The sequence below is a fragment of the Nocardioides sediminis genome (genome assembly GCF_003047295.1).
Taxonomy (GTDB): domain Bacteria; phylum Actinomycetota; class Actinomycetes; order Propionibacteriales; family Nocardioidaceae; genus Nocardioides; species Nocardioides sediminis.
Map to the genome: position 1 here is coordinate 734049 of NZ_PZYZ01000002.1, position 25363 is coordinate 759411.

Sequence of the window (25363 nt, forward strand, 5' to 3'; positions counted from 1 at the left end):
GACCGGTCAGTGCCCGGTCGAGGACGCGGCCGCGGGCTCGACGAGCTCGACGAGCACGCCGCCGGCGTCCTTGGGGTGGATGAAGTTGATCCGGCTGTCGGACGTGCCGCGGCGCGGGGCGTCGTACAGCAGGCGCACGCCGCGCTCGCGGAGCACCGCCGAGACGGCCTCGACGTCGGTCACGCGATAGGCCAGCTGCTGCATGCCGGGGCCGGAGCGGTCGAGGAACTTGGCGATCGTCGACTCCGGCGAGAGCGGGGCGAGGAGCTGGATGCAGGAGCCCGAGTCGCCGACGGCGACCATGGCCTCGCGCACCCCCTGCTCCTCGTTGGTCTCCTCGTGCGCGACGTGCATCCCGAAGGTGTCGCGGTAGTAGGCGATCGCCTCGTCGAGGTCGGGGACGGCGATGCCGACGTGGTCGATGGCCGTGAAGAGGTGCTCGGGGACGTCCAGGGGTGCGGTCATGGCGCACATGGTGGCAGGTGGGACGGGTGACGCGACGTGATCCGCGCCACCCCGGACGACGACGCCGGACCCCGGCGGTATCGTCACCAGAGATCTCGTCCCACGGATTCGTCCACGTTCGCCAGGAGGCCCCGCTCATGTCCACGTCTGTCATCGTCGCCGGCGCCCGCACCCCCATCGGTCGTCTCCTGGGAGGGCTCAAGGACCAGTCCGCCGCCGACCTCGGCGGGGTCGCCATCAAGGGCGCGCTGGACAAGGCCGGCATCTCGGGCGACCAGGTCGAGTACGTGATCATGGGCCAGGTCATCCAGGCCGGCACCGGCCAGATCACCGCCCGCCAGGCCGCCGTCAAGGGCGGCATCCCCATGGACGTCCCGGCGATCACGATCAACAAGGTCTGCCTGTCGGGCATCAATGCCATCGCGATGGCCGACCAGCTCATCCGCGCCGGCGAGCACGAGGTCGTCGTGGCGGGCGGCATGGAGTCGATGACCCAGGCCCCGCACCTGCTCCCGGGCTCGCGCTCGGGCTTCAAGTACGGCGACACCGCGCTCGTCGACTCGATGGCCTACGACGCCCTGCACGACCAGTTCACCGACCAGGCGATGATCAGCCTCACCGAGGGCTGCAACGTCGCCGGCGCCAACCTCACCCGCGAGGAGCAGGACGCCTTCGCCGCGCAGTCCCACCAGCGTGCCGCCGAGGCGTGGAAGAACGGCGTCTTCGACGACGAGGTCGTCCCGGTCACCATTCCCTCCCGCAAGGGCGACGTCACTGTCAGCCAGGACGAGGGCGTGCGCGGCGACACCACGGTCGAGTCCCTCTCCGGCCTGCGTCCGGTCTCCAAGGACGGCACCATCACCGCCGGCTCCGCCTCCCAGATCTCCGACGGCGCCTGCGCCGTGGTCGTGATGAGCAAGGCCAAGGCCGAGGAGCTGGGGCTCACCTGGCTGGCCGAGATCGGCGCCTCGGGCCAGGTCGCCGGCCCCGACTCGACCCTCCAGCTGCAGCCGGCCCGCGCCATCGAGAAGGCCGTCGCCAAGGAGGGGATCGCGGTCTCCGACATCGACCTCTTCGAGCTCAACGAGGCCTTCGCGGCGGTCGGCATCGAGTCCGCGCGCCAGCTCGGCGTCAGCGAGGACAAGGTCAACGTCAACGGCGGCGCCATCGCGCTGGGCCACCCGGTCGGCATGTCGGGGGCCCGCATCGTGCTGCACCTCGCCCACGAGCTCAAGCGTCGCGGCGGCGGCACCGGTGCCGCCGCGCTGTGCGGCGGTGGCGGCCAGGGCGATGCCCTGATCATCCGCGTCCCGCAGGCGTGACCCCCGGGCCTGCCGGGCCGGGCGCCCCCGACGCGCCCGCGCCCGCAGCCCGGGCACGGCGTCGTACGACGGCGTCGGTGCCCGACCTCGTCTCCCGGGCCCGCGAGGGCGACGCCCGCGCGGTGGCGCGCCTGATCTCGCTGGTCGAGGACGAGTCGCCCCTGCTGCGCGAGGTGATGGCGGGGCTGACCCCGCACGCGGGCCACGCGCAGGTCGTCGGCATCACCGGCTCGCCCGGCGTCGGCAAGTCGACCTCGACCAACGCCCTGGTCGGCGAGCTCCGGCGGGCGGGCAAGCGGGTCGGCGTGCTGGCGGTCGACCCGTCGTCGCCGTTCTCCGGCGGAGCCCTGCTCGGCGACCGCGTCCGCATGCAGGACCACGCCACCGACCGCGAGGTCTACATCCGCTCGATGGCCTCCCGGGGCCACCTCGGCGGCCTCGCCTGGACGACCCCCCAGGCGCTGCGCGTGCTCGACGCCGCCGGCTGCGACGTCATCCTGGTCGAGACCGTCGGGGTCGGGCAGAGCGAGGTGGAGATCGCCGGGCTCGCCGACACCACCCTGGTGCTCCTCGCGCCGGGCATGGGCGACGGCATCCAAGCCGCCAAGGCGGGCATCCTGGAGATCGGCGACCTCTACGTCGTCAACAAGGCCGACCGCGACGGCGCCGACCAGGTCAAGCGCGACCTGCGCTCCATGCTGGCGCTCGCCGACCGCCCCGAGGGGGCGTGGAAGCCGCCGATCGTGAGCACGGTCGCGGCCAAGGGCGAGGGGCTCGACCAGGTCGTGGCCGAGATCGACCGCCACCACGCCTGGCTGGAGTCCAGCGGCGAGCTCGAGCGGCGGCGTACGCGTCGGGCCCGCGACGAGATCGAGGCGATCGCGGTCACCGCGCTGCGCGCGCGCTGGGGCGACGTGCACGGCCGCTCCGAGCTCGACGACCTGGCCGCCGCCGTGGTGGCGGGCACGTCCGACCCGTACGCCGCCGCCGACACCCTGCTCGAGGGCATGTAGCGCTCGGTGTAGACCGCGTCACGGTTCGGCCGTTCCGGTCACACGGCTGCTCGCGGGCTCCTATCTTCGCGACCATGAAGCAGCTCCACGCCGCGCTCGCGCTCGCCCTGGGCGGTCTCGTGCTGGCCCTGACCCCGACCGCGGCCACCGCCGACGAGACCGCCCACCCTGCCTCCGAGCGCCGGCTCGCGGTGCGCGGCGGCACCCTGGCCTACTCGCCGCAGGCCTACGTCGGCGGGCAGGCGCTCACGTTCACGGGCGATCTGGGGGTGGCCGGCAAGCGCCGGATCACCCTCCAGCAGCACATGAACCGGCCCGGCGACCGCTGGTTCCCGGTCCGGGGCTTCTCCGCCACCACGGCCGCCGACGGCAGCTTCGCCTTCACCTTCCCCGCCCCGGCCATGTTCGGGATCCGCTTCCGCGTGGTCGGCAAGGGCGGGATCGCGTCGCCGCCGGTGGCCCTGAACGCCAAGGGGCAGGACCTGACCGTGTGGGTGGCCGGGCTGGACCCCCGCCTCACCGGCGGGCAGCCGGTCGCGGTCGCCGGAGTCCCGTTCACGATCGGCGTGGACACCACCCCGCAGCTCGTCCGCCGGCCCGAGACCATCGGCCTGCCCGTCTTCACCGGCAGGCCCCTCACCCTGCAGCGGAGGATCGACGGCGCCACCTGGGAGACCGTCGGCACCTCGACGGTGCTGCCCGACGGGACGGGCGTGTTCCCGGGGGTGGTCTCCGCGGCCGGGACGGCCGTCTACCGGGTGCGACAGGAGGACATCGTCACTGGCGGCAACCGGATCGGCTGGATGCAGAGCTTCCCGATGTACGTCACGGTGCTGGACCCCACCACCGTGCTCGACCCCGCCTCCGTGCTGGGCCGGACCTCCCCGCAGGCCCTCGCTCAGCCGTCCCGGCCCGCCGTGCCCGCGGCCGCCCCCGTCACGGCTCGCCGGGGCTCCGGCGCCGCCAGCGCGACGGCGAGCAGCCGCCACGGCTGGTACCCGACGCTGTGGGACTACACGTGGGAGGCGGGCCAGTCGCTCACCAGCCCGCCCGACGTCGGCTCGGTGCGCACCGGCTGGTGGCAGGACTACGCCGACGGCGCGGGGCGGGTGAGCCGGCAGAACGGCGGCCTCTACCTCGACAGCCAGCGCAACAACGCGGGCGGGCCCGGCGACTTCGGCACCACGCGCGCCACCCTGCGCGACGCCGCCCGCCCCTACGGCCGGTGGGAGGTGCGGCTCCGGCTCAAGACCGCCGAGGCGACGGCCAAGGACTTCCGGGTCCTCGTGGAGCTGGTGCCCGACCGTCCCGAGGACTACGCCTGCGGGCGGCGCAACATCGTCCTGGCCGAGGTCGCCGCGCACAGCAGCACGATGACCTTCGGGGCTCGGGCCGACACCCGCCAGTGGACCGGCACGCGTCGCATCCCGAGCCTGGTCCACACCTCGCCGGCCGTCGCGGTCGAGGTGGCCAAGGGCCACATCACGTGGTTCTGGGACGGCAGGCCGATCGGCACGGTCAAGGGCAGGGCGGCCGTGTCCGACGTACCGATGACGCTGCGGTTCAGCATGGTCGGCGACCAGCTGGCCGAGCACAACCAGACGGGCGTCGTGTCGGACTGGCAGCGCGGGTTCGCCTTCGACCGGGGCCGGCAGGTGGTCTCCGGGCCGAAGCTCGGGTCGAGCGCCCTCACCGCCTGCGAGTCCTGACGCCTGCGCGCCTCCGACGCTGCGTGCGGCAGGGCTGGTAGGAAAGGCCGGTCCCCGTCACCCCCTACGAGGAGCTCTGAGATGAACGCCAAGAAGGCGGTCCTCGTCCTGGTGGTCGTGCTCCTCGCCTTCTGGATGTTCACCGACCCCGACGGCCTGGCCAGGGCGGCCGGCGCTGCGGCGGGCAAGGCCTGGCAGCTGGCGCAGCAGCTCCTCACCGCGATCGTCGACTTCGTGGGCGCACTGACGTGACCTGCCGTACGAGCACCTAGGTCGCCGCTCGATGGACGAGCGGGTCGCCGAGCTGGTCCTGCGCGCGGTCGAGCAGGTGCCGTGGGGCCGCGTCGTGTCCTACGGCGACCTCGCCCACATGATCGGCATCGGTCCCCGCCGCGTGGGCGCCGTGATGAGCCGCGACGGCGCCGGCGTGACGTGGTGGCGGGTCACCAACGCCGCCGGCGACCTCCCGCCGGACCTGCTCGACGAGGCCCGGCCGCACTGGCTGGAGGAGGGGATCGGCCTCAAGCAGTCGGGCCGCGGCTGCCGCATCGCCGAGCACCGGGCCGACCTGGCCGCGCTCGAACGACGCTGGAGGCTGGCCGCCGCCGACCTCCTCGAGGAGGGGCCGGAGCCGGGGGAGTGAGGGGGCTCACCTGACTCGATGTGCATAGTAGTGCAAGTTTGCCCTACAGTGCAGTTATGTCGATCTCGTGTGACCAGCTGGGCCGGGGGCGGCGTGCCGCCAACAAGCAGCGCACCCGCGACGCCCTGAGCCGGGCGGCCATCGAGATCGTCTCGGCCGAGGGCATCGACGCCCTCACCGCCGACCGCATCGCCGCCGAGGCCGGCGTGTCACGGCGGACCCTGTTCAACTACTACGCCCGGGTCGAGGACGTGCTGACCGCCTCCATCGAGGAGCTCACCCGGGACACGGTCGCGGCGTTCGTCGCCCGCCCGGCCGACGAGCCGCTGCGGCAGTCGATCATGGCCGTGCTGGAGTCGATCCTGGACGACCCCGTCTTCGCCCAGGCGTGCGTGCTGGAGCGGGCCGCCGACGCGTCACCGGCCACCCGGCGGTTCCTCCGCGAGTTCTCCGACGGCCAGATCGACGCCCTCGAGCGCGGGCTGTGGGACCGGATCGGACCCGGGGCCGACCCGGTGTACGTCGCCGCGCTGGCCGCCTCGACCGGCGCCATCCTCAACCGGATGACCCGGCTCCTCGTGGCCGACCGGCCGGAGGCGGACCCGGGTGACCCGGCGGTCGCCCGCCGGCACCACGCCTACATCCGCCGGGCCTTCGACCTGCTCTTCGCCGGCTTCGACGAGTCCGGCGCGCTCCGCACGACCGGCCGCCCGACCAGCCGCACCCCCGACCGCACCACCGGCACCGCCGGCAAGGAGAACTGACCGTGGCCTCCCTCCTCTACCGCCTCGGCACCGGCGTGGCCCGGCGCCCGCTGGCCGTCGTCCTCGCCTGGGTGCTCGTGCTCGGCGGCGTCGTCGGCGCGATGGTGTCGCTCCAGAAGCCGCTGACCAACGAGTTCGAGCTGCCCGACAGCGAGTTCGCCCAGGTGCTGGAGGACCTCGGCGAGCAGATCCCCGAGGTGGCCGGCGGCACCGGCACGGTCGTCCTGCACTCCGAGGACGGCTTCACCCCCGAGCAGCGCCGCGCCATCGAGGCGACGCTCGCCGACTGGGAGGAGCTGCCCCACGTCACCGGCACCGTCGACCCGTTCGCCACGCAGGCCGAGCTCGACAGCAGCGACGCCGAGCTGCGCCAGGGGCGCCGGCAGCTCGACGAGGGCCGCGAGGAGTACGAGAAGGGCGCCCGGCAGCTCCAGCAGCTCGAGTGGCTCGTCGACCGGGGCGAGCGGGACATCGCCCGGCTCGAGCGCACGAGCCCGGACGACCCGACCCTGCCGGCCCGCACCGACGGCCAGGCCGAGCTCGAGGCCACCCTGGCCGACGGCCGCGCCCAGCTGGCCGACGCCCGCGAGCAGCTGCGGGAGGGCGAGCAGCAGTACACCGACGGTGCCACGCTGCGCGGCCTCGGCGACGGGGTGCGGCTGGTCAGTGAGGACGGCACGACCGCGCTCGTGCAGGTCCGCTTCGACGCCAGCATGCAGGAGATCTCGCCCGACGACCTCGCGCTCGTGCCCGAGACCGGCGAGCAGCTCGCCGACAGCGGCGTCGAGGTCGACTACGGGCAGGAGCTCGTCTTCTCCACCGAGGTCGGCGGCATCGGCGAGGCCATCGGCGTCGGCGTCGCGGCCGTCGTCCTCCTCGTCATGCTCGGCTCGCTGGTGATGGCCGGGATGCCGCTCGCGGTCGCGTTCACCGGTGTCGGGGTCAGCCTGCTCGGCGCCCTCGCCCTCACCCACTGGCTCGATCTCCAGCAGATGGCGCCGGTGCTCGGCGCGATGCTGGGCCTCGCCGTGGGCATCGACTACGCCCTGTTCATCGTCAACCGCCACCGGCGCCAGCTGGCCGACCTGGCGCACGCCGGGAGCGAGGTGTCCCGCGACGAGGTTAGGCACAGCATCGGCCTGGCGACCGGCACCGCCGGCACCGCCGTCGTGGTCGCCGGCGCCACCGTGGTGATCGCGCTGGCCGCGCTGCTCGTGTCCGGGATCCCGGTCCTGGTGCAGATGGGTGTCCTGGCCGCAGCGACCGTGCTGGTCACGGTGCTGGTCGCCCTCACCCTGACCCCCGCACTGCTCGCGCTGGCCGGACGGCGTGCGGTGCCGCGGCGTACGACGTCCGCGAAGCCCCGCACCGAGGGATGGCCCGAGAAGTGGGTCGACGCCGTCACGCGTCGCGCCCCCTCGGCGGTCGTCGCCGTCGTGCTGCTGATGGGCGTGCTCGCGATCCCGGCGCTCTCGCTGCGCCTCGGGCTGCCCGACGGCGGGTCGGAGGCCCCGGACTCGACGGCCTACCAGGCCTACGAGCGGGTCGGCGAGGCCTTCGGCGCGGGCGCCAACGGCCCCATCGTCGTCTCCGCCGACCTCGACCAGCCGGTCGCCGCGGGTGACGTGGTCGCCACCCAGGCCCGCATCGGCAGCACGCTCGCGCGGGTGGACGGCGTCAGCGACGTCCTGCCCATCGGCGTCAGCGAGGACCGGCGGACGCTCGCCTTCCAGGTCGTGTCGAGCGAGGGGCCCTCCGCGGAGGTCACCGTGGACCTCGTGCGCGACCTGCGCCGGCTGGCCGACGGCGAGACGATCACCGCCGACGACGACGGCCGGTGGCTGAGCGGGGTCATCCCCGACAGCGACGAGGTCGTCGAGCCCGTCGAGGGGGTCGACCTCGGCGTCACCGGCCAGACCGTGGCCAACATCGAGGTCTCGCAGAAGCTCGCCGACGCGCTCCCGCTCTACCTCGTGCTCGTCATCGGCCTGTCCCTGCTGCTGCTGACGATCGTGTTCCGCTCGGTGGTCGTGCCGATCATCGCGACCGCGGGCTTCCTGCTCTCGGTGGTGGCCAGCTTCGGCGTGATCGTCGCCGTCTACCAGTGGGGCTGGCTCGGAGCGATCTTCGACGTGCACAGCCCGGGCGCCGTGCTGAGCTTCATGCCGACGCTGCTGATCGGGATCCTCTTCGGCCTGGCCATGGACTACCAGATGTTCCTCGTGTCGGGCATGCGCGAGTCCTACGTGCACGGTCAGGACGCCCGGCAGGCAGTGCGCAGCGGGTTCGCGTCCGGCGCTCGGGTCGTCGCGGCCGCGGCGCTGATCATGGTGTCGGTCTTCGCGGGGTTCGTCTGGTCGCACATGACCATGGCGCGGCCGATCGGGCTCGGCCTCGCGGTCGGGGTGCTCCTCGACGCGTTCCTGATCCGCATGACGCTCACCCCGGCGGTCATGTCGATGCTGGGGGACCGGGTCTGGTGGATGCCGGTGTGGCTGGACCGCCTGCTGCCGCACCTCGACGTCGAGGGCTCGGCGCTGGTGGACCGCCAGCGGACGCCGCGCCGCGTCGAGGACGACGAGCGCGCGGACGCACTCGTCTAGCCTGCTCACCATGTCCGGCGGCCACCTCGACTTCATCGACGAGGCCGCGCGCCAGTGGGGCAAGCGCTGGGACGGTGTCCCCGCGATGCACGCGGTCACGTCGCTCATGCGGGTGCAGCAGCTGGTGATCGGGCGGCTGGACGCGATCCTCAAGCCGCACGGCCTGACTTTCGCCCGGTACGAGGCCCTGGTCCTGCTGACCTTTTCCTCTCGCGGCTCGCTGCCGCTCGGCAAGATCGGTGAGCGGCTGCAGGTGCACCCCACCTCGGTGACCTCGATCGTGCGCCGCCTCGAGGCCTCGGGGTTCGTCGTACGACGTCCCTCGCCGTCCGACGGGCGGGCCGTGCTGGCGGAGATCACCGAGGAGGGCAGGGCCGTCGTCGAGCGGGCGACCGCCGACCTGACGTCCGCCGACTTCGGGCTCGGGGCGCTGGACGACGCGGCGCTGGGGCAGCTGTCCGAGCTGCTCCGTCCGGTGCGCCGGGAGGCCGGGGACTTCTAGTTTCGCCGGGGATAGTAGGACGTCCTACTATTGCCCGTATGACCCAGGACACAGGCAGCCCCGACCCCGGCTCGGCACGCGCCCGCTGGCAGGCCCGTTACGACGCGTCGCGGACCCGCGAGGCCGACTTCACGACGCTGAGCGGCCTGGACGTCGACCCGGCGTACGGCACCGACGACTCGGAGTGGCCCGGCGAGTTCCCCTTCACCCGGGGCCTCTACCCGACCGGCTACCGCGGGCGCACCTGGACGATCCGGCAGTTCGCCGGCTTCGGCAACGCCCAGCAGACCAACGAGCGCTACAAGATGATCCTGGGTCGTGGCGGCGGCGGCCTCAGCGTGGCCTTCGACATGCCGACCCTCATGGGGCGCGACTCCGACGACCCGATGTCGCTGGGCGAGGTCGGGCACTGCGGTGTCGCGATCGACAGCGCCGCCGACATGGAGGTCCTCTTCGACGGCATCGACCTCGGCGAGGTCACCACGTCGATGACGATCAGCGGTCCCGCCGTCCCGGTCTTCTGCATGATGCTGGTCGCCGCCGAGCGGGCCGGCGTCGACACCGGCACCCTCAACGGCACCCTCCAGACCGACATCTTCAAGGAGTACATCGCCCAGAAGGAGTGGCTCTTCGGTCCCGAGCCGCACCTGCGCCTCATCGGCGACCTCATGGAGCACTGCGCCGAGCACATCCCGGCCTACAAGCCGCTCTCGGTCTCCGGCTACCACATCCGCGAGGCCGGCTCGACGGCCGCGCAGGAGCTCGCGTTCACCCTCGCCGACGGCTTCGGGTACGTCGAGCTGGGGCTGTCGCGGGGCCTGGACGTCGACGTCTTCGCTCCCGGACTCTCGTTCTTCTTCGACGCCCACGTCGACTTCTTCGAGGAGATCGCCAAGTTCCGTGCGGCGCGCCGCATCTGGGCGCGCTGGCTGCGCGACGTCTACGGCGCGAAGACCGAGAAGGCCCAGTGGCTGCGGTTCCACACCCAGACCGCCGGGGTCTCGCTGACCGCCCAGCAGCCCTACAACAACGTCGTCCGCACCGGCATCGAGGCCCTCTCGGCGGTGCTCGGCGGCACCAACTCGCTGCACACCAACGCACTGGACGAGACGCTCGCCCTGCCGAGCGAGCAGGCGGCCGAGATCGCGCTGCGCACCCAGCAGGTGATCATGGAGGAGACGGGCGTCGTCAACGTCGCCGACCCCCTCGGCGGCAGCTGGTACGTCGAGGCGCTCACCGACCGGATCGAGGCCGAGGCCAACGCGATCTTCGACAAGATCCTGGCCATGGGCGGCTCCACGCTGACCCACGACGACGTGGAGGGGCTGGCGTCCGCCGCCCGCTCCGGCGACAACCCGGTCACCAAGGGCCTCCTCCAGGGGATCGAGAGCGGGTGGTTCATGTCGGAGATCGCCGAGGCGGCGTTCCAGTACCAGGTCGCGCTGGAGAAGAAGGACAAGCGGATCGTGGGCGTCAACTGCCACGAGGAGTCGGTGACCCACGACCTGGAGATCCTGCGGGTCAGCCACGAGGTGGAGGTGGAGCAGGTGCGCCTGCTCGCCGAGCGCCGGGCCGACCGCGACGACGCGGCCGCGGCCGCCGCCGTGCAGCGGATGGTCGAGGTCGGGCGGACCGAGGAGAACATGATCCCGGCGATGCTCGAGGCGTGCCGCGCGGAGGCGACGCTGGGCGAGATCTGCGACGCGCTGCGTGCCGAGTGGGGGGAGTACCGCGAGCCGGCACGTTTCTAGCCGGCGAGCAGTCCAGCACCGCGAGCCGGCACGCTTCTAGCGGCGGCGGAGCCGCTCGGGGTCGCCGTGCTCGCGGTGGTGGGCGCGCACGCCGGAGAAGGTCCAGACCTTGTTGAGCACGAACCCGAGCGGCGTGACCACGGCGATGACGATGAGCTGTCCCCAGTAGAGGCGGCTGCGCAGCCCGGTCGAGTCGTCGAGGACGCTGGTCGGCAGCGCGAGCGGCGAGTCGGGGTGGAGCAGCACGGTGAGCAGGACCAGCCCGATGGCCTGCCCGACGAGGCCGACCGCCAGGAAGGGCCAGTACTCCCGCCACCAGGGAGAGCGGCCGGCGCTGCGGAAGGTCCAGGTCCGGTTGAGCTGGAAGTTCCAGAGGTTGGCGACCAGGAACGCCACCGTGGAGTACAGGTGGTACCAGCGCACGTTGAACTCGCTGGCCGGGATGCCGATCACGGCGTCCTCGAACGGCGGTCCGAGGCGCCTGACGACCACCAGCACGAGCAGGTTGACGACCACCCCGCTGGCGCCGACGAGGCCGAAGCGCCCGAGCAGCACGACGTTGTGCCCGTGGCGCGCGACGATCCGGTCGAGAGCGCTCACCCGAGGAGGCTAGCGGGCCGGGGTGGCCCATTCGACCGACCCGAGGGTCTGTGGGGAGAATGTCGCCATGACGCAGCAGCCCTTCTCCCGTCCCGGTGCCATCGACCTGTCCGGCCTGCAGCGGCCGGCGTCCGCCCCCGCCGGTGGCGGGACCCCCGCGGCGACGCCCGGCGGCGGGTCGTCGTACTCGCTCACCGTGACCCAGGACAACTTTCAGCAGCTGCTGCAGGAGTCGATGACCGCGCCGGTCGTGCTGGTCTTCCACTCGGCGTCGCAGGCGCCCGGCAGCGAGGCGTACGCCGCTGACGTCGCTGCCGTCGTCGAGGGCCAGGAGGGGCGCCTGCTCGCCGGTCTCGTCGACATCGACGCGTCGCCCGAGATCGCCCAGGCCATGCAGATCCCGCAGGTGCCGCTGATGCTGGTCGTCCTCGACGGCCGCCCCGTGACGCAGCCGATCCCCGGCGCGCTCACCCGCGAGGAGCTGACGACGCTGTTCGGGCAGCTCGGCCAGCAGCTCACGGCGCAGGGGATCTCCGGTCGTCACCAGCCGCGCTCGGCCGCCCCCGCCGCGGGTCAGGACGAGGAGCCGCCGGTCGACCCGCGCTACGCCGCCGCGCAGGACGCGCTGGGCGAGGGTGACATCGACCGGGCGGTGGCGGAGTACCAGAAGCTCGTCGACGCCAACCCCGCGGACTCCGAGGCCGCGGCCGGGCTGGCGATGGCCAAGGTCCTCCAGCGCACCCAGGGGGCCGACCTGCAGGCGGCCCGCGCCGCCGCGGCGGACGCCCCGGACGACGTGGACGCGCAGACCCTGGTCGCCGACCTCGACCTGCTCGGTGGACATGTCGAGGACGCGTTCAACCGCCTCGTCGCGCTCGTCGCCCGTACGTCGGACGCCGACCGGAGCCGGGCGCGGGAGCACCTTCTCGGCCTCTTCGCGGCCGTCGGCAACGACGACGAGCGGGTGCTCGCCGGGCGTCGCAACCTGGCCTCGGCGCTCTTCTGAGTCCATGCGTCGTTGTGTGTGGCTTCGGTGCCACCAGGTGACACCGAAGCCACACACAACCTCGTGGCGCGTGGGCTACTGCGTGTCCAGCGCCGCGCGGCCGGCCTCGAGCCGGGCGATCGGCACCCGGAATGGCGAGCAGGACACGTAGTCGAGCCCGACCTCCTCGAAGAAGTGGATGGACGCGGGGTCGCCGCCGTGCTCGCCGCAGACGCCGAGGTGCAGCTCCGGGTTGGCCGCGCGGCCGTCGGTGGCCGCGCGCCTGACCAGCGCGCCGACGCCGTCGATGTCGAGCGACTCGAACGGCGAGACGGGGAAGACGCCCTGCTCGAGGTAGGTGCCGAAGAACGACGCCTCGACGTCGTCGCGGGAGAAGCCCCAGGTCATCTGGGTCAGGTCGTTGGTGCCGAAGGAGAAGAACTGCGCCGACCGGGCGATCTCGCCCGCGGTCATCGCGGCCCGCGGCAGCTCGATCATGGTGCCGACCTTGTGCGGGATCGTGACGTGCAGCTCGGACTCGACCTCGTGGGCGATCGCCGCGATGCGGCGCTTGACCAGGTCGAGCTCCCGCACGCTGGCGACCAGCGGGATCATGATCTCGGGCTCGGCGCGACCTCCGTTGCGGATGCGCTCGGCGGCGGCCTCGAGGATGGCACGGGCCTGCATGGTGAACAGGCCCGGGATGACGATGCCGAGGCGTACGCCGCGCAGCCCGAGCATCGGGTTGGCCTCGTGCAGCCGCTGCACCGCGGCCAGCAGCTTGCGCTGGCGCTTCTTGCGGTGCCCGCGCACGTCGGCCACCGCCATTGCCACCGAGAGCTCGGTGAGGTCGGGCAGGAACTCGTGCAGCGGCGGGTCGATGAGGCGGATGGTGACCGGCAGGCCGTCCATGGCCTCGAAGATCTCCAGGAAGTCCCGGCGCTGGAGGGGCAGCAGCTCGGCCAGCGCCGCCTCCTGGCCGGCCTCGTCCTCGGCGACGATGAGGTTCTCGACGAGCTGGCGGCGGTCGCCGAGGAACATGTGCTCGGTCCGGCACAGGCCGATGCCCTGCGCGCCGAAGCGGCGGGCGCGGGCCGCGTCCTTGGCGGTGTCGGCGTTGGTGCGCACCCGCAGCCTCCGGGTCTCGTCCGCGTGGGCCATCAGCCGGGACACGGCCTCGACCACGGGGTGGTCGGTCTCCTCGCCCTCGAAGTGCCGCACGACGTGCGAGTCCACGACCGGCACCGCGCCGTCGAAGACCTCGCCGGTGGACCCGTCGATCGAGATGACGTCGCCCTCGGTGATGGTCTTGCCGCCACGCACGGTGAACTGGCCCTCACGGGTGTCGACGTCGAGTGCCTCGGCGCCGCAGACACAGGTGCGGCCCATGCCGCGCGCCACGACGGCAGCGTGGGAGGTCTTGCCGCCCCGGCTGGTCAGGACGCCGCGGGCCACCATCATCCCGTGCAGGTCCTCGGGAGTGGTCTCCTTGCGGACGAGGATGACGTCCTCGCCCTGCTCGGCCCACTCGACGGCGGTCGCCCAGTCGAAGACGGCCTTGCCGACGGCGGCGCCGGGGGAGGCGTTCATCCCGACGGCCAGCAGGTCCTTGTCGGCCTCGGTGTCGAACCGCGGGAACATCAGGTTGGCCAGCTGGTCGCCGGTCACCCGGCGCAGCGCCTCGTCCATGTCGATGAGCCCCTCGTCGACCATGTGCACCGCGATCCGGTACGCCGCCTCGGGGGTGCGCTTGCCGACCCGGGTCTGGAGCATCCACAGCTTGCCCTGCTCGACGGTGAACTCGATGTCGCACATGTCGCGGTAGTGGTGCTCGAGGGTCGACATGATCTCGAGCAGCTCGTCGTACGACGCCTTGTCGACGGTCTCCATGTCGGCCAGCGACACGGTGTTGCGGATGCCCGCCACGACGTCCTCGCCCTGCGCGTTCTGGAGGTAGTCGCCGTAGACGCCCTGGTCGCCGGAGGCGGGGTCGCGGGTGAAGCAGACCCCCGAGCCCGAGGTCATGCCGCGGTTGCCGAAGACCATGGCCTGGATGTTGACCGCCGTGCCGAGGTCCTCGGGGATCTGTTCCTGGCGGCGGTAGAGGACGGCGCGGTCGGTGTTCCAGGACTCGAACACGGCGCGCACGGCGCGGTCCATCTGCTGGCGCGGGTCCTGCGGGAAGTCGATGCCCGCGTGCTCGCGGACGATGCCCTTGAAGGTCTCGACCAGCCGTCGCAGGTCCTCGACGTCGAGGTCGAGGTCGTTGCTGACGCCCTTGGTGTCCTTGGCCGCGTCGAGCGCGTCGGAGAAGTGCTCGCCGTGGATGCCCAGCACGGTGCCGCCGAACATCTGGAGGAGGCGGCGGTAGGAGTCCATCGCGAACCGCTCGTCCTCGCTCTGGCGCGCCAGGCCGGCGACGGAGGCGTCGTTGAGGCCGATGTTGAGGACCGTCTCCATCATCCCGGGCATCGAGAACTTGGCCCCCGAGCGGACACTGACCAGCAGCGGGTCGTCCGGGTCGCCGAGCCGGCGTCCCATCGCCTCCTCGAGGGAGGCGAGGTGCTTGCCCACCTCCTCCGCCAGGCCGTCGGGTTCGGATCCGTGCTGCAGGTAGGCGCGGCAGGCCTCGGTGGTGATGGTGAAGCCCGGCGGGACGGGGAGCCCGAGGTTGCTCATCTCGGCGAGGTTGGCACCCTTGCCCCCGAGCAGGTCCTTCTTGTCCTTGTCGCCGTCCGCGAAGTCGTAGACCCAAGTGTTCACCCCAGGCATCTTGTCCCAACCTGGGCTGCTTGGGCCATCCCCCTGTCCGGGTGGGCTGTCGATATAGTCCGGCGGGTGCCCTCGGACATGTTCATCTCCAACGCCCAGAACCGCGAGGACGTCGTCTTGTGGCGGGCCCTGAGCTCCGTCGCCGATGGCCGGTATGTCGAGGTGGGAGCCAACGACCCGGTCGACGACTCGATCACCCGCGCGTTCTACGACCACGGATGGTCTGGCCTGGAAGTCGAGCCGGAACCGGACTTCGCCCGTCGCTTCCGTGAATCGCGCCCTCGCGACGTCGTCGTCGAGGCAGCCGTCACGCCGCACGGTGACAGCATCGTGCTGCACCGCATTGCCGGCACAGGCCTGTCGACGACGGTCGACGGGATCAGCGCCGGCCACGAGGAGAGCGGCTTCAGTACCGAGGACCTGACCGTGCGTGGTGCTCGGCTCGACGCCCTGCTGGCCGAGACCGGCTTCGATCGCGGCGACGTCCACTTCTGCGTGATCGACGTCGAGGGCGCCGAGGCGGACGTGCTCTCGACCGTAGACCTCCGCGCGTGGCGGCCCTGGGTGCTGGTGATCGAGGCGACCGAGCCCAACTCCACGAGGTCCACGAGGGACCAGTGGGAGGCCGGTGTGCTGGCGGCCGGCTACCAGTTCTGCCTCTTCGACGGGGTGTCCTGCTTCTACGTCGCTGACGAGCACGCCGCGACGCTGGCCGCTCGCCTGTCGTACGCCGCGGCCGTGACCGATCACTACGTGGACGCTCGGCATGAGCGGACCGTCGCCGACCTGTCCGAGCGCCTGCAGCAGGCGCTGGTCGACTTGGCCGACAGCGAGGCCCAGACCCAGGAGTGGCGCACCAAGGCCCTGGTGACCTGGGCCTCGGGGATCGTCTCGAGCACCGACCTCGCTGCCAGGTCCGGCCAGGTCGACTTCCTGACTGCCCAGCTGGCCAAGGCTGAGAAGAGGAACGCTCGCCAGGCCACCCAGATAAGGGAGCTGCGGCAGCGCCTGCGGCAGACCCCTGTGGTGTCGGAGCCGGGTTCGAGCGCCGGCCTCGGAGCCAAGGTGGCGCGGACGATCTCGAGGCGCGGCCGGTGATCCCCGGCGTCCTGCCGGAGACCGTGCTCGAGGCCCTCGCACAGCGTCTGGAGGTCGCTGCGGAGCACCTCGGCTGGTCCGGCGAGCTCCCCGACCCTCCAGCGGCACGAGCTGTCGCGCTTCTCGGCGGCGTCTCCGGGGTGCTCCCTCCGCGTCCCGGGCCGGAGGTGTGGCTTTTCCTGGTGGCCACGCTCGGTCGCATGCCCACTGCCACCGAGGTGGAGTCGTCGGCACGGGTGCTCGATCTCGACGGAGGCGCCGCGTTGACCACCCACGTCCTCGAGCTCGCCCTGCGCCAGCCGTCTGGACTGCGCGTCGACCTCGAGATGGAGGTCGTCACCGACCGGGTGGTCGTATGCGCCGACTACTGCGCGAGGGAGGACAACCACACCGGTGTCCAGAGGGTGGCACGTGCGGTGGCCGAGCGATGGCGGACCGCTCACGACGTCGTCGCGGTGGCCGACATCGACGAGCGGACCGCGTACCGCAACCTCGCGCCTCGCGAGGAGGCTCGGGTCTACCACTACGGACGCGACGTCGACGTCGATCCGTCGCACGAGCGTTCCTACCGGGCGCGGCTCGTGGTGCCCTACCGCACCACCGTGGTGTTTGCCGAGGTCATGCACGAGGACACCGCGCCCACCAACCTGGCCCTGGCCCACTACTCCGGCAACACCACCTGCGCCATCGGCTACGACACGATCCCGATCCTGTCGTCGAGCCTGCGGCCGCCTGAGGACCCCGGGGTCTTCACGCGGTACCTCAGCGTGGTCAAGCACCTGAGCCGGATCGCGGCCATCAGCGCGTCGGCCAGTGCCGAGTTCCAAGGCTTCGTGGACATGCTCGTCGCCCAAGGTCTCCCCGGTCCCGGCGTGCACACCGTTGTCCTCGCGTCCGAGATCGACCGGCACGTGGCGCCGCCGGCGAGCCGTCCGGCCGATGCGCCTCCGCTCGTCGTCGTCCCGTCTCGTCTGGAGGCGCACAAGAACGTCCTGATGGCCGTCCAGGCTGCCCACCGGCTCTGGCGCGACGGTCTCGACTTCGAGCTCGTCCTGCTGGGTGGACCCGGCCGCGGCCAAGAGCTGGTGCTGGATGCCATCCGCGAGATCGAGGCCGAGGGACACCCGATCCGTGCGCTCGGCTGGGTCGACGACGACGTGATGTGGCAGGCACTCACCGATGCTGCCTTCGCGGTGTTCGTCTCCCTGCACGAGGGATACGGCTTACCGATCGTCGAGGCATTGTCGTGCGGCACACCGGTCCTGACCAGCGACTTCGGAGCCCAGGCCGAGATTGCCCGGGGCGGAGGTTGCGTGACGACCGATCCTCGCAACCTGACGGCCGTCGCCGACGCGATGCGCCTGCTCGTGTGCTCTCCTGAGCTGCGTGCTCAGCTCGCCGCCGAGATCCCGCAGCGACCGGTCAAGTCGTGGGACGACTACGCAGTCGAGCTGTGGGAGTGCCTGGTCGAGCCGGCGGGTGGTCCGCGGTGAAGCGGGCGCTCGAGACACAGGCCGGCCCGGTCTGGCGAACGAGGCTCGGGCTGCTGGCTCGCGCGCTCGGCCGCGATGCCGGGCTCGCCGGCGAGGTCCGTGCCGCCGACGTAGGGAAGCGCGTCCACGAGCTCGTCGACCCGCGCGACCAGGCCGAGGTGTGGCTCGCACTCTCGGTCATGACCGCAAAGCTGCCGCTCGAGGTCGAGGTCGAGGCCGTCGCCATGGCCTCGGAGTTCGACGACGGCGAGGCGCTCGGCAAGGCTGTGGTCGCGGCCACCGACCGCGAGTCGCTCCGACGCGACGTGGAGCTTCCCGACGAGCACGCCGTCCTCCTCGACGTCACCACCACTCTTGCCTCGCCCTACATGACGGGCATTCAGCGGGTGGTGCGCGAGAGCGTCGCCCGCTGGCTCGACTGGCACCCGGAGGCGCGCACCTTCGTGTGGACCACTGACGAGACCGCGCCGCGCAGGCTCGACAAGGTCGAGCGCGAGCACCTGGCGGCCGCGACGGGTGCGCCGCGCCTTCCCGTGGCCGAGCGTGACGTGACCGTCATGGTGCCGTGGCGCTGCACGTTCCTGGTGCCCGAGCTGCCGGCCAACGTCGTCCGCTCGGCGCGGATGCAGGCGCTCGCGCGGCACTCGCGCTCACGGACCGCCGCGATCGGCTACGACGTAGTGGTGGTGACGTCGGGGGAGACCCGCATCGACCACCGCACCGAGACCTACTACAGCTACCTGTCCGCGCTGCAGGGCTTCGACGCCGTGACACCGATCTCGGGGGCCTCGGCGGCCGAGTTCGGCGGCTGGGCGACCGCGCTCGGAAGCATCGGCCGCACCGGGCCGGAGCTGGCGACGGTCCCGCTCCCGGTCGCCATCGACCGCGCGGATCCTGGAACTCGCGACGAAGTCGCGCGAACGCTGGGCACCCGGCTGCCGGTCGTGCTCGTGGTCGGCAGCCACGAGCCTCGCAAGAACCACCTTGCGATCCTGCATGCCGCCGAGCTGCTGTGGCGCGAGGGGCTCGGCTTCCGATTGGTCTTCGTGGGGGGTCGTGCTTGGGGCAGCGACGACTTCGGGCGTCGGGTGTCGGAGCTTTCCGCCGCCAAGCGGCCGATCGACGTCTTCAGCGGCGTCGGGGACGACTTCCTCGCCGCGGCGTACGAGCAGGCGAGGTTCACGGTGTTCCCGTCGTTCAACGAGGGGTTCGGGCTGCCGGTCGGGGAATCGTTGGCCTTGGGCACCCCGGTCGTCACGGCGAACTACGGCAGCATGGCCGAGATCGGGGCCGACGGTGGCGCCCTGACCGTCGATCCGCGCGACGACCACGCCATCGCTGACGCCATGCGGCGCCTGCTGACCGACGACGATCTCCTCGCCGAGCTGGAGGCGCAGGCCCGCAGCCGCCCTTCCAGGACATGGGACGACTACGCCCGCGAGACGTGGGCCGTCCTCGTCGGCGAGGACTGAGCCGGCGATGCGCTTCTGCAGCATCGCCACGGCGGCCGAGCTGGCCCGGGTGCGGGTGCTGGTGCGCCGGCTCGCCGTGCACGCGCCCGGCTCCCCGGTGACGGTGCTCCACGCCGAGACCGAGGACGCGGACCTGCCCGAGGTGGAGGGTGCCGAGGTCCTCGGCCTCTCGGCCCTCGGGATCGACTCGTCCGAGCTGCGTCGGTGGCGGCTGACCCGGGACCTGCGCGGCTTCGTCGAGACCCTCAAGCCGCGACTGCTCCTGCACCTGGTCGACGCCGGCGGTCCACTGGTCCTCCTGGACCCCTCCCGGGTGCCGGTGGGCCGCGTGGAGACGCCCGGCGTCCACGGCCTGGGCCTCGTGCCGCGCCTCTCCGAGGCCGTGCCGCTCGACGGGCTCGAGCCGTCCGAGGCGACGCTCGTCCGAGCGGGCGTGGTGCACACGGGTGTCGTCCTCGCCGGTCCGGCTGCACGCGAGGGCCTCGACTGGTGGGCCTCGCGGATCGCCACCGACGCCGCCGTCCCATGGCCCGACCTGACCCCGGGCCTCTTCCCGGAGACCGTCGCCCTGCTCACGCCGCCGGGATGGGACGTGTCCGACGCGCGGATCCGTGATCGCCGCCTGGAGCGCAGCGACGCCGGGTTGCAGCTGGCCGGGGAGCCGGTGGCGCTGGTCGACCTGACCGGCTTCGACGCCGCCCGGCCGTGGCTGCTGGACGCCCGCCGCACGCGGGACCTGCGCACCCTGGTCAGTCGTGACCCCGTTCTCCGGGAGGTGCTGCTGGGGTACGCCGGTGAGCTGGCTGCCGCGGGCGAGGCGGCCGCGGTGGCCGGCGCGTGCTCGGTCGTGGACGAGGTGGTGGTGGACTCCATCGTGCAGGACCTCGCCGCCGACGAGGTGCGGGCGGCGGCGCAGGGGCGGGGGAGCGGGCTGGACCTGGGTGACGGCGGCACGCCGCTGCGCGAGTGGCTGGTCGAGCCCGAGACGGGTTCCGGAGGTGTCGCCCACCTGGGCCGCTACCTCGCCGAGTTCTACCGGCGGCGTCCCGACCTCCACTTCGTCTATCCCGGCGTCCGGGCCGGCGACGTGACCGGCTTCCTGGACTGGGCCGAGCTCGTCGGTATCGAGAGCGACGGGATCCCGCGCTGGGTGGTCGAGGCGGGCAACCGCTTCATCGGTCGTGGTGAGGGCCCGGCGCCGGCGCCGCCGTCCCCCGTGACGCTGGTTCCCGGGGTCGAGGTCGTCGGCTTCCTGAGTGCCGACCTGGGCATCGGGCAGGCCGCCCGGATGCTGGTGTCCGGGCTGGAGCATGCCGGCGTGCCCGTCTCCACCCGCACCTGGACCAGGACCTCGAGCCGGCTCGGGGTGCCGTGGGAGGACCGTGCGCCCCAGCCGGGCACCCGCCACGACACGGTGGTGCTCTGCATCAACGCCGACATGCTGCCGACCTTCCTCGACGAGGACGCCGGTCCCGGGTTCTGCGAGGGACGCCGCGTCATCGGGTTCTGGTTCTGGGAGCTCGACGACTTCCCGCCCGGCCTGCGTCCGGCGCTGGAGCCCCTCGACGAGATCTGGGTGACCAGCGGCTTCACGGCGGACGTCCTCCGCGCCGCCACCGACAAGCCCGTCCACGTGCTGCCGCTCCCGGTGCACTCGCCCGAGCCGAGCGGCGTACAGGTTCCCGAGCTCGGGGACAGCGAGGTCTTCACGTTCCTCTTCGTCTTCGACTACCTCAGCGTCTTCCAGCGCAAGAACCCGCTGGGGCTGGTGTCCGCCTTCGTCGAGGCGTTCCCGGAGCCCGGGGAAGCGCGCCTGGTCATCAAGACCATCAACCGGGCCATGCGTCCCGAGCACGCGGAGCACCTGGCCCACGTGATCGCCGACCGGCCGGACGTCGTGGTGATCGACCGCTACCTGTCCCGCGCCGAGCTGGACGCGCTGATGTGGCGGGCGGACTGCTACGTCAGCCTCCACCGGTCCGAGGGCTTCGGGTTCACGATGGCCGAGGAGATGGCGATCGGCAAGCCGGTCATCGCCACCGGCTACTCGGGCAACATGGAGTTCATGACACCGGCCAACAGCCGGCCGCTGAAGTACTCGATGGTCGCGGTGCCGCCCGACGCCGATCCCTACCCCGAGGGGTCGTCGTGGGCGGAACCCCGCCGGGCCCACGCCGTCCGCGTCATGCGTCGCATCCACGAGGACCCCGAGCTGCGCGAGCGTCTCGGTACGGCAGCCGCAGCGACGATCGCGGAGCGCCACTCGGTGGAGGCGCTGGCCGCCGAGGCCGTACGCCGCCTCCGCGACCCGGCCGGGTCGCCGGCGGACGCGCACGCCACCCGGCCGCCGTCCGAGCGGCGGGGATGGCTGCGCCGAGCCCGCGGGAGTGCCGGGCCCGACCGCGGGTGACGGGCGACTACGTCCGGCCGGACTCGGTGTAGTCGGCGCGACCACGCACGGCCGCCTCGACGCGGCGGGCCGTGAAGTCGGCGGCCAGCTCGCGCACCTCCTCGATCGTGCAGAAGCGGACCTCGCGGATCTCGCGCTCCTGCTTGACGACCTCGTCGAGGACCGAGCCGTGGTGGACCCCGCCGTCGAAGACCAGGCAGATGGCGTCGTCCCACCCGCCCCACGGCGGCAACCAGTCGGTGAGCAGCAGGTCACCGGCGTCGATGGTCAGGCCCAGCTCCTCCTCGACCTCGCGCGCCACCGCGATCCGCGGCGACTCGCCGACCTCGACCACCCCGCCGGGCAGGTCCCAGTCCTGCTTGTAGGTGAGCCGACAGAGCAGCACGCGGCCGTCGGGGTCGCGCACCAGCATCTGGCTGATCGCCCGCTTGCGGGGGAGGAAGGAGTTGAGCAGGGCGCGGAAGCCGCCGGGCTCGTTGACCGGGGCGTCGGTCGCCAGCCGGGCGTAGACGATCCGGTCCACCGGCCCGTCCCCGACGGTCACGCCCCGCATGACGCCCTCCCGGTGCATGCCGGACCACGTCGCGACGCGTTGCGCCGCCTGGTCGTCGGGGTCGACGAGGGTCTCCACCCGGGGGTGGTCGACGAGGGCCCGGGCGACCTCGCGGCGTACCTCGTCGACGGTGTGCTCGACGCTCCAGGCGAGTCGGGCCACCCCGTCCGCGACGGTCCTCACGCTGATCGGCTGGCTCACGTCAGTCACCCTAGCCAGCGGGGGAGAAGGTCAGCGCACGACGTCGAACCTCGCCATCATGCCGTGGTCCTCGTGGTCGAGCATGTGGCAGTGGATCATGAAGGGTCCCGTGTAGTCCTCGAACCGCGCGGCGACGTCCACGACCTCGCCGGGCTCCAGCCGCCAGGTGTCCTCGAGCCCGCGCTCCCAGGGCGGGGGAGGCTTCCCGTTCCGGCGCACCGTGCGCCACTGCTCGGCGTGGATGTGGACGTAGTGCGTCATGTCGCTGGTGTTGCGCAGCCGCCACCTCTCGGTGGTCCCCAGCCTGGGCCGGTGGTCGATGCGCGTGGGGTCGAACGCGTGCCCGTTGACCGACCAGAACGTCCCACGCGGACGGTCCGCCCCGCCGCCGTGGCCGGCCCCGTGACCGGCCTGACCGCCACCGTGGCCGGCATCCGGGTGCGCGCCCCCGAGGTCGAACGTCCAGCGCTTCGACACCCGGGCCGGTGCCCGGACGAGGTCGGGGGACGGCAGCTGGGCCGGGACCCGGGAGGTGTCCCGTTCCTCGGCGCCCACCCGGAACTGCATGACCACGGCCTGCCGGGCGTCGTCCCCGCTCTCGCCGAGCGGGGCCGGCACCGAGTCGAGCACCAGGTCCTGGCCCGTGGCGCCGTGGAAGTCGACGACCACGTCGGCGCGCTGGGCCGGTCCCAGGAGCACCCGGTCGCGGACCACGGGCCGCGGCAGCAGCCCGTTGCCCGTGCCGATCTGCACCAGCGGGCGCCCGTCGGAGAGGCCGAAGGAGTAGGCGGAGAAGTGGGAGGCGTTGAGGAGTCGCAGCCGGTAGCGCGTGGCGCTCACCGGCAGGTACGGCGCGTAGCGGCCGTTGACGAGCACGTGCGTGCCGACGGTGGCGTCGTCGGGCGGGGCCTTGGGTCCCACCCACGACATCGCCCCGTCGTGGCCGACCATGCGCACCCCGCCGGCGAACGGGTCGGTGAGCGAGTTGTCGGCGCGGAACGACCGGTCGGAGACCATCAGCGGCACGTCGCGCCGGCCGCTGGGCAGCCGCAGCCGGCGCTCGTCCTCGTCCTCGACGACGAACATGCCTTGGAGGCCGCGCCAGTTGTTGCGCGCGGTCCGGTCCATCCGGTGGTCGTGGTAGAAGAAGAACGAGCTCGGCTCCGGCAGGCCGCCGTAGGTGAGCGGGTACTCGTAGGTGCGGGACTGTCCCGGGCGCACCAGCTGGGTCGTCGGCTGTCCGTCGTGCTCCGGTGCGTGGTGGTCGCCGTGCAGGTGGACGGTCATGGCCCCGGCCTTGCGGGGCAGCCGGTGCACGAACCGGACGCTGGTCTCCCGCCCACCGGGCCGGACGATGGTGGGACCGGGGTAGCTGCCGCCGTAGGTCCACATCCGCGTCCGGGGGCCGGTCGGCAGCATGCGCACCCGCGCCTGCCGCATCGCCAGCGTGACCCGGGCCCCGCGCACGCGGTCGGGCACGACCAGCGGCTGGTCGAACGAGACCGGCTCGGGGGTCACCGGTCCGGCGCCGCCCTCCACCACGAGCTCACCGCGCATGCGGGGGTGGAACCGGCAGAAGAAGGGGTAGGAGCCCGCGGCCAGGCCCGAGACCCCGGTGATGGTGGCGACGGTGCCGGCGGGCACACGCACGTCGAACAGCGGGGCGCCCTGTGCGTCGGTCGCCACGGACGTGACCGTGTGGTCGAAGGTGTCGCGGTTGACCAGGGTGAGCGTGCCCCCACCCGCCAGCACCACGACGTCCGGTGAGTACGTCGGTGCGCCAGGACGGACCTCGACGACGACCGAGGCGGGCGCCGTGGCAGCCGCGGGGCCGGGCGCCGGCGGTGCCGCCCCCAGGGCACCGCCGACGACCACGGCCAGGACCAGGAACGATGCCAGCCAGCCGGCTCCGCGACGGCGACGTCGCACTCTGCTCCACATCGCGTCAGTGACCCACGCTTTCGACGCACGGTCATCCTCAGCACTGGGTAGATCCCTGCACGGTCAGCGACGACGGCCGCGGACCGGGAGCACTGTGGACGACGACACCACCCCCACATCAAGGAGTCGCTCATGCGATTGCTCAGGTCCGCACGCGCCGGGATCGCCGTCGCGTGCGCTTCCACGCTGGCCGCGGCCACGCTCGCGCCCATAGCGTCGACGGCCTCGTCGTCGTCAGCGGGTGCCGAGGCGGCCCCGCTCCAGTCCATCTCCATCAAGGTCGCCAAGAAGGCGATCACCGTCCGTGGCGCCAAGGGCCTCGACGCCGGCCGGATCGAGGTCTCGGTCACGGGCCGAGGCGTCGCCGAGATCATGCTGTTCGACCGTGGCTACGACGAGCAGGACTTCAGGAAGGACCTCGGCAAGTTCGAGCAGAAGAACGACATCAAGGCGCTGAAGCGGTTCCTCAAGAACACCGAGATCCTCGGTGGTGTCCAGCCCGGCAGCACCGGCACGATCGTGCTGCCCAAGGCCGGCGACTACACCGTGTTCTCCTTCGGGTCCCGCGGGCTCGGCCGGTTCAGCGCTGCCGCGGGCAAGAGCTCCCCGGCCCCCAAGCACGACGCCAAGATCGTCGGCCGCACGGGTCCCACGTGGGGCGGCTCCAGCTCGCTGCCGAAGAAGGGCACGCTGCTCTTCAAGAACGCCGACAAGACGGTCCCGCACTTCGTCCTGATGCAGCAGGTGGCCGAGGGCACCACGACCGACCAGGTCCTCGAGTTCTTCATGAGCGAGGCGCAGGGGCCGCCGCCCGAGTGGTTCCTGCCCGGCAACCTCGAGACCGGGTCGCTGAGCCCCGGTCGCTCGATGACGGTGGACTACAAGCTGCCACCGGGGCAGTACGTGCTGGTGTGCTTCTTCCCCGACCCGAACATGCAGGGGATGCCGCACGCCTTCATGGGCATGATCGAGATGGTGACGGTGGGCTGACCACCACGTCGCGCCGCGAGCCCGGCCGCAGGGGCCGGGCTCGCGGATCGACCCAGCCGGCGTCAGCGGGGCTCGT

20 protein-coding genes are annotated in these 25363 nt (G+C 72.4%); 15 read left to right on the forward strand and 5 right to left on the reverse strand.

Annotation, left to right across the window (positions count from 1 at the left end; all coding sequences use genetic code 11):
- Positions 1-6: 6 nt before the first annotated feature.
- Positions 7-465 (reverse strand): methylmalonyl-CoA epimerase, encoded by a 459-nt coding sequence (gene mce, locus DAI17_RS08295; RefSeq protein ID WP_107772387.1) that lies wholly within the window; start codon positions 463-465, stop codon positions 7-9.
- A 137-nt stretch (positions 466-602) separates the two neighbouring features.
- Here mce and DAI17_RS08300 point away from each other — a divergent pair, with 137 nt between their 5' ends.
- The 9 genes from DAI17_RS08300 (at position 603) to DAI17_RS08335 (ending at position 10772) form a co-directional block, all read left to right on the forward strand.
- Positions 603-1787, forward strand: a complete 1185-nt coding sequence (locus DAI17_RS08300; protein ID WP_107772388.1) for an acetyl-CoA C-acetyltransferase — start codon at positions 603-605, stop codon at positions 1785-1787.
- Positions 1788-1864: 77 nt separating this feature from the next.
- The gene (meaB, locus tag DAI17_RS08305) at positions 1865-2800 is read left to right on the forward strand and encodes a methylmalonyl Co-A mutase-associated GTPase MeaB (RefSeq protein ID WP_107772389.1); all 936 of its coding nucleotides are present in this window, start codon (positions 1865-1867) and stop codon (positions 2798-2800) included.
- Between the two features lie 74 nt (positions 2801-2874).
- Complete coding sequence (locus DAI17_RS08310) at positions 2875-4509, forward strand: LamG domain-containing protein (RefSeq protein ID WP_107772390.1); 1635 nt, start codon at positions 2875-2877, stop codon at positions 4507-4509.
- An 81-nt stretch (positions 4510-4590) separates the two neighbouring features.
- Complete coding sequence (locus DAI17_RS20925; protein WP_159081421.1) at positions 4591-4761, forward strand: hypothetical protein; 171 nt, start codon at positions 4591-4593, stop codon at positions 4759-4761.
- A gap of 31 nt (positions 4762-4792) precedes the next feature.
- A complete protein-coding gene (locus DAI17_RS08315) occupies positions 4793-5152 on the forward strand; it encodes an MGMT family protein (protein ID WP_107772391.1) in 360 nt (119 codons plus the stop codon).
- A gap of 56 nt (positions 5153-5208) precedes the next feature.
- A complete protein-coding gene (locus DAI17_RS08320) occupies positions 5209-5916 on the forward strand; it encodes a TetR/AcrR family transcriptional regulator (RefSeq protein WP_107772392.1) in 708 nt (235 codons plus the stop codon).
- Positions 5917-5918: 2 nt separating this feature from the next.
- The gene (locus DAI17_RS08325) at positions 5919-8519 is read left to right on the forward strand and encodes an MMPL family transporter (protein ID WP_107772393.1); all 2601 of its coding nucleotides are present in this window, start codon (positions 5919-5921) and stop codon (positions 8517-8519) included.
- Positions 8520-8529: 10 nt separating this feature from the next.
- The gene (locus DAI17_RS08330) at positions 8530-9021 is read left to right on the forward strand and encodes a MarR family winged helix-turn-helix transcriptional regulator (RefSeq protein ID WP_107772394.1); all 492 of its coding nucleotides are present in this window, start codon (positions 8530-8532) and stop codon (positions 9019-9021) included.
- A 38-nt stretch (positions 9022-9059) separates the two neighbouring features.
- Positions 9060-10772 carry an acyl-CoA mutase large subunit family protein gene (locus DAI17_RS08335; RefSeq protein ID WP_107772395.1) on the forward strand — a complete coding sequence of 571 codons (1713 nt, stop codon included), beginning with the start codon at positions 9060-9062 and terminating at the stop codon, positions 10770-10772.
- 36 nt (positions 10773-10808) lie between these two features.
- Here the strand turns inward: DAI17_RS08335 and DAI17_RS08340 are convergent, their stop codons facing one another.
- Positions 10809-11372, reverse strand: a complete 564-nt coding sequence (locus DAI17_RS08340; protein ID WP_107772396.1) for a GtrA family protein — start codon at positions 11370-11372, stop codon at positions 10809-10811.
- A 67-nt stretch (positions 11373-11439) separates the two neighbouring features.
- On the opposite strand from DAI17_RS08340, the gene DAI17_RS08345 reads away from it, so the two are divergent.
- A complete protein-coding gene (locus DAI17_RS08345; RefSeq protein WP_107772397.1) occupies positions 11440-12378 on the forward strand; it encodes a co-chaperone YbbN in 939 nt (312 codons plus the stop codon).
- Positions 12379-12453: 75 nt separating this feature from the next.
- On the opposite strand, the gene ppdK is transcribed toward DAI17_RS08345, so the two are convergent.
- Positions 12454-15129: a pyruvate, phosphate dikinase gene (ppdK, locus tag DAI17_RS08350; RefSeq protein ID WP_199904999.1), complete on the reverse strand. Its 2676-nt coding sequence runs from the start codon at positions 15127-15129 to the stop codon at positions 12454-12456.
- Positions 15130-15195: 66 nt separating this feature from the next.
- On the opposite strand from ppdK, the gene DAI17_RS08355 reads away from it, so the two are divergent.
- The 4 genes from DAI17_RS08355 to DAI17_RS08370 are packed head-to-tail and all read left to right on the forward strand — an operon-like array spanning position 15196 to position 21602.
- On the forward strand, positions 15196-16227 hold the full coding sequence (locus tag DAI17_RS08355) for an FkbM family methyltransferase (protein WP_159081422.1): 1032 nt from the start codon (positions 15196-15198) through the stop codon (positions 16225-16227).
- Positions 16224-17720: a glycosyltransferase gene (locus DAI17_RS08360; protein WP_107772400.1), complete on the forward strand. Its 1497-nt coding sequence runs from the start codon at positions 16224-16226 to the stop codon at positions 17718-17720. The genes DAI17_RS08355 and DAI17_RS08360 overlap by 4 nt, the downstream gene beginning before the upstream one ends.
- Positions 17717-19192, forward strand: coding sequence for a glycosyltransferase family 4 protein (locus DAI17_RS08365; protein WP_159081423.1), 1476 nt, complete (start codon positions 17717-17719; stop codon positions 19190-19192). The genes DAI17_RS08360 and DAI17_RS08365 overlap by 4 nt, the downstream gene beginning before the upstream one ends.
- Before the next feature lie 7 nt (positions 19193-19199).
- The gene (locus DAI17_RS08370; RefSeq protein ID WP_107772402.1) at positions 19200-21602 is read left to right on the forward strand and encodes a glycosyltransferase; all 2403 of its coding nucleotides are present in this window, start codon (positions 19200-19202) and stop codon (positions 21600-21602) included.
- Positions 21603-21609: 7 nt separating this feature from the next.
- On the opposite strand, the gene DAI17_RS08375 is transcribed toward DAI17_RS08370, so the two are convergent.
- A complete protein-coding gene (locus DAI17_RS08375; protein ID WP_107772403.1) occupies positions 21610-22356 on the reverse strand; it encodes an NUDIX hydrolase in 747 nt (248 codons plus the stop codon).
- A 30-nt stretch (positions 22357-22386) separates the two neighbouring features.
- The gene (locus DAI17_RS08380) at positions 22387-24297 is read right to left on the reverse strand and encodes a multicopper oxidase domain-containing protein (protein WP_107772404.1); all 1911 of its coding nucleotides are present in this window, start codon (positions 24295-24297) and stop codon (positions 22387-22389) included.
- Between the two features lie 132 nt (positions 24298-24429).
- Here DAI17_RS08380 and DAI17_RS08385 point away from each other — a divergent pair, with 132 nt between their 5' ends.
- Positions 24430-25287: a cupredoxin domain-containing protein gene (locus DAI17_RS08385; protein ID WP_107772405.1), complete on the forward strand. Its 858-nt coding sequence runs from the start codon at positions 24430-24432 to the stop codon at positions 25285-25287.
- Positions 25288-25363: the final 76 nt, after the last annotated feature.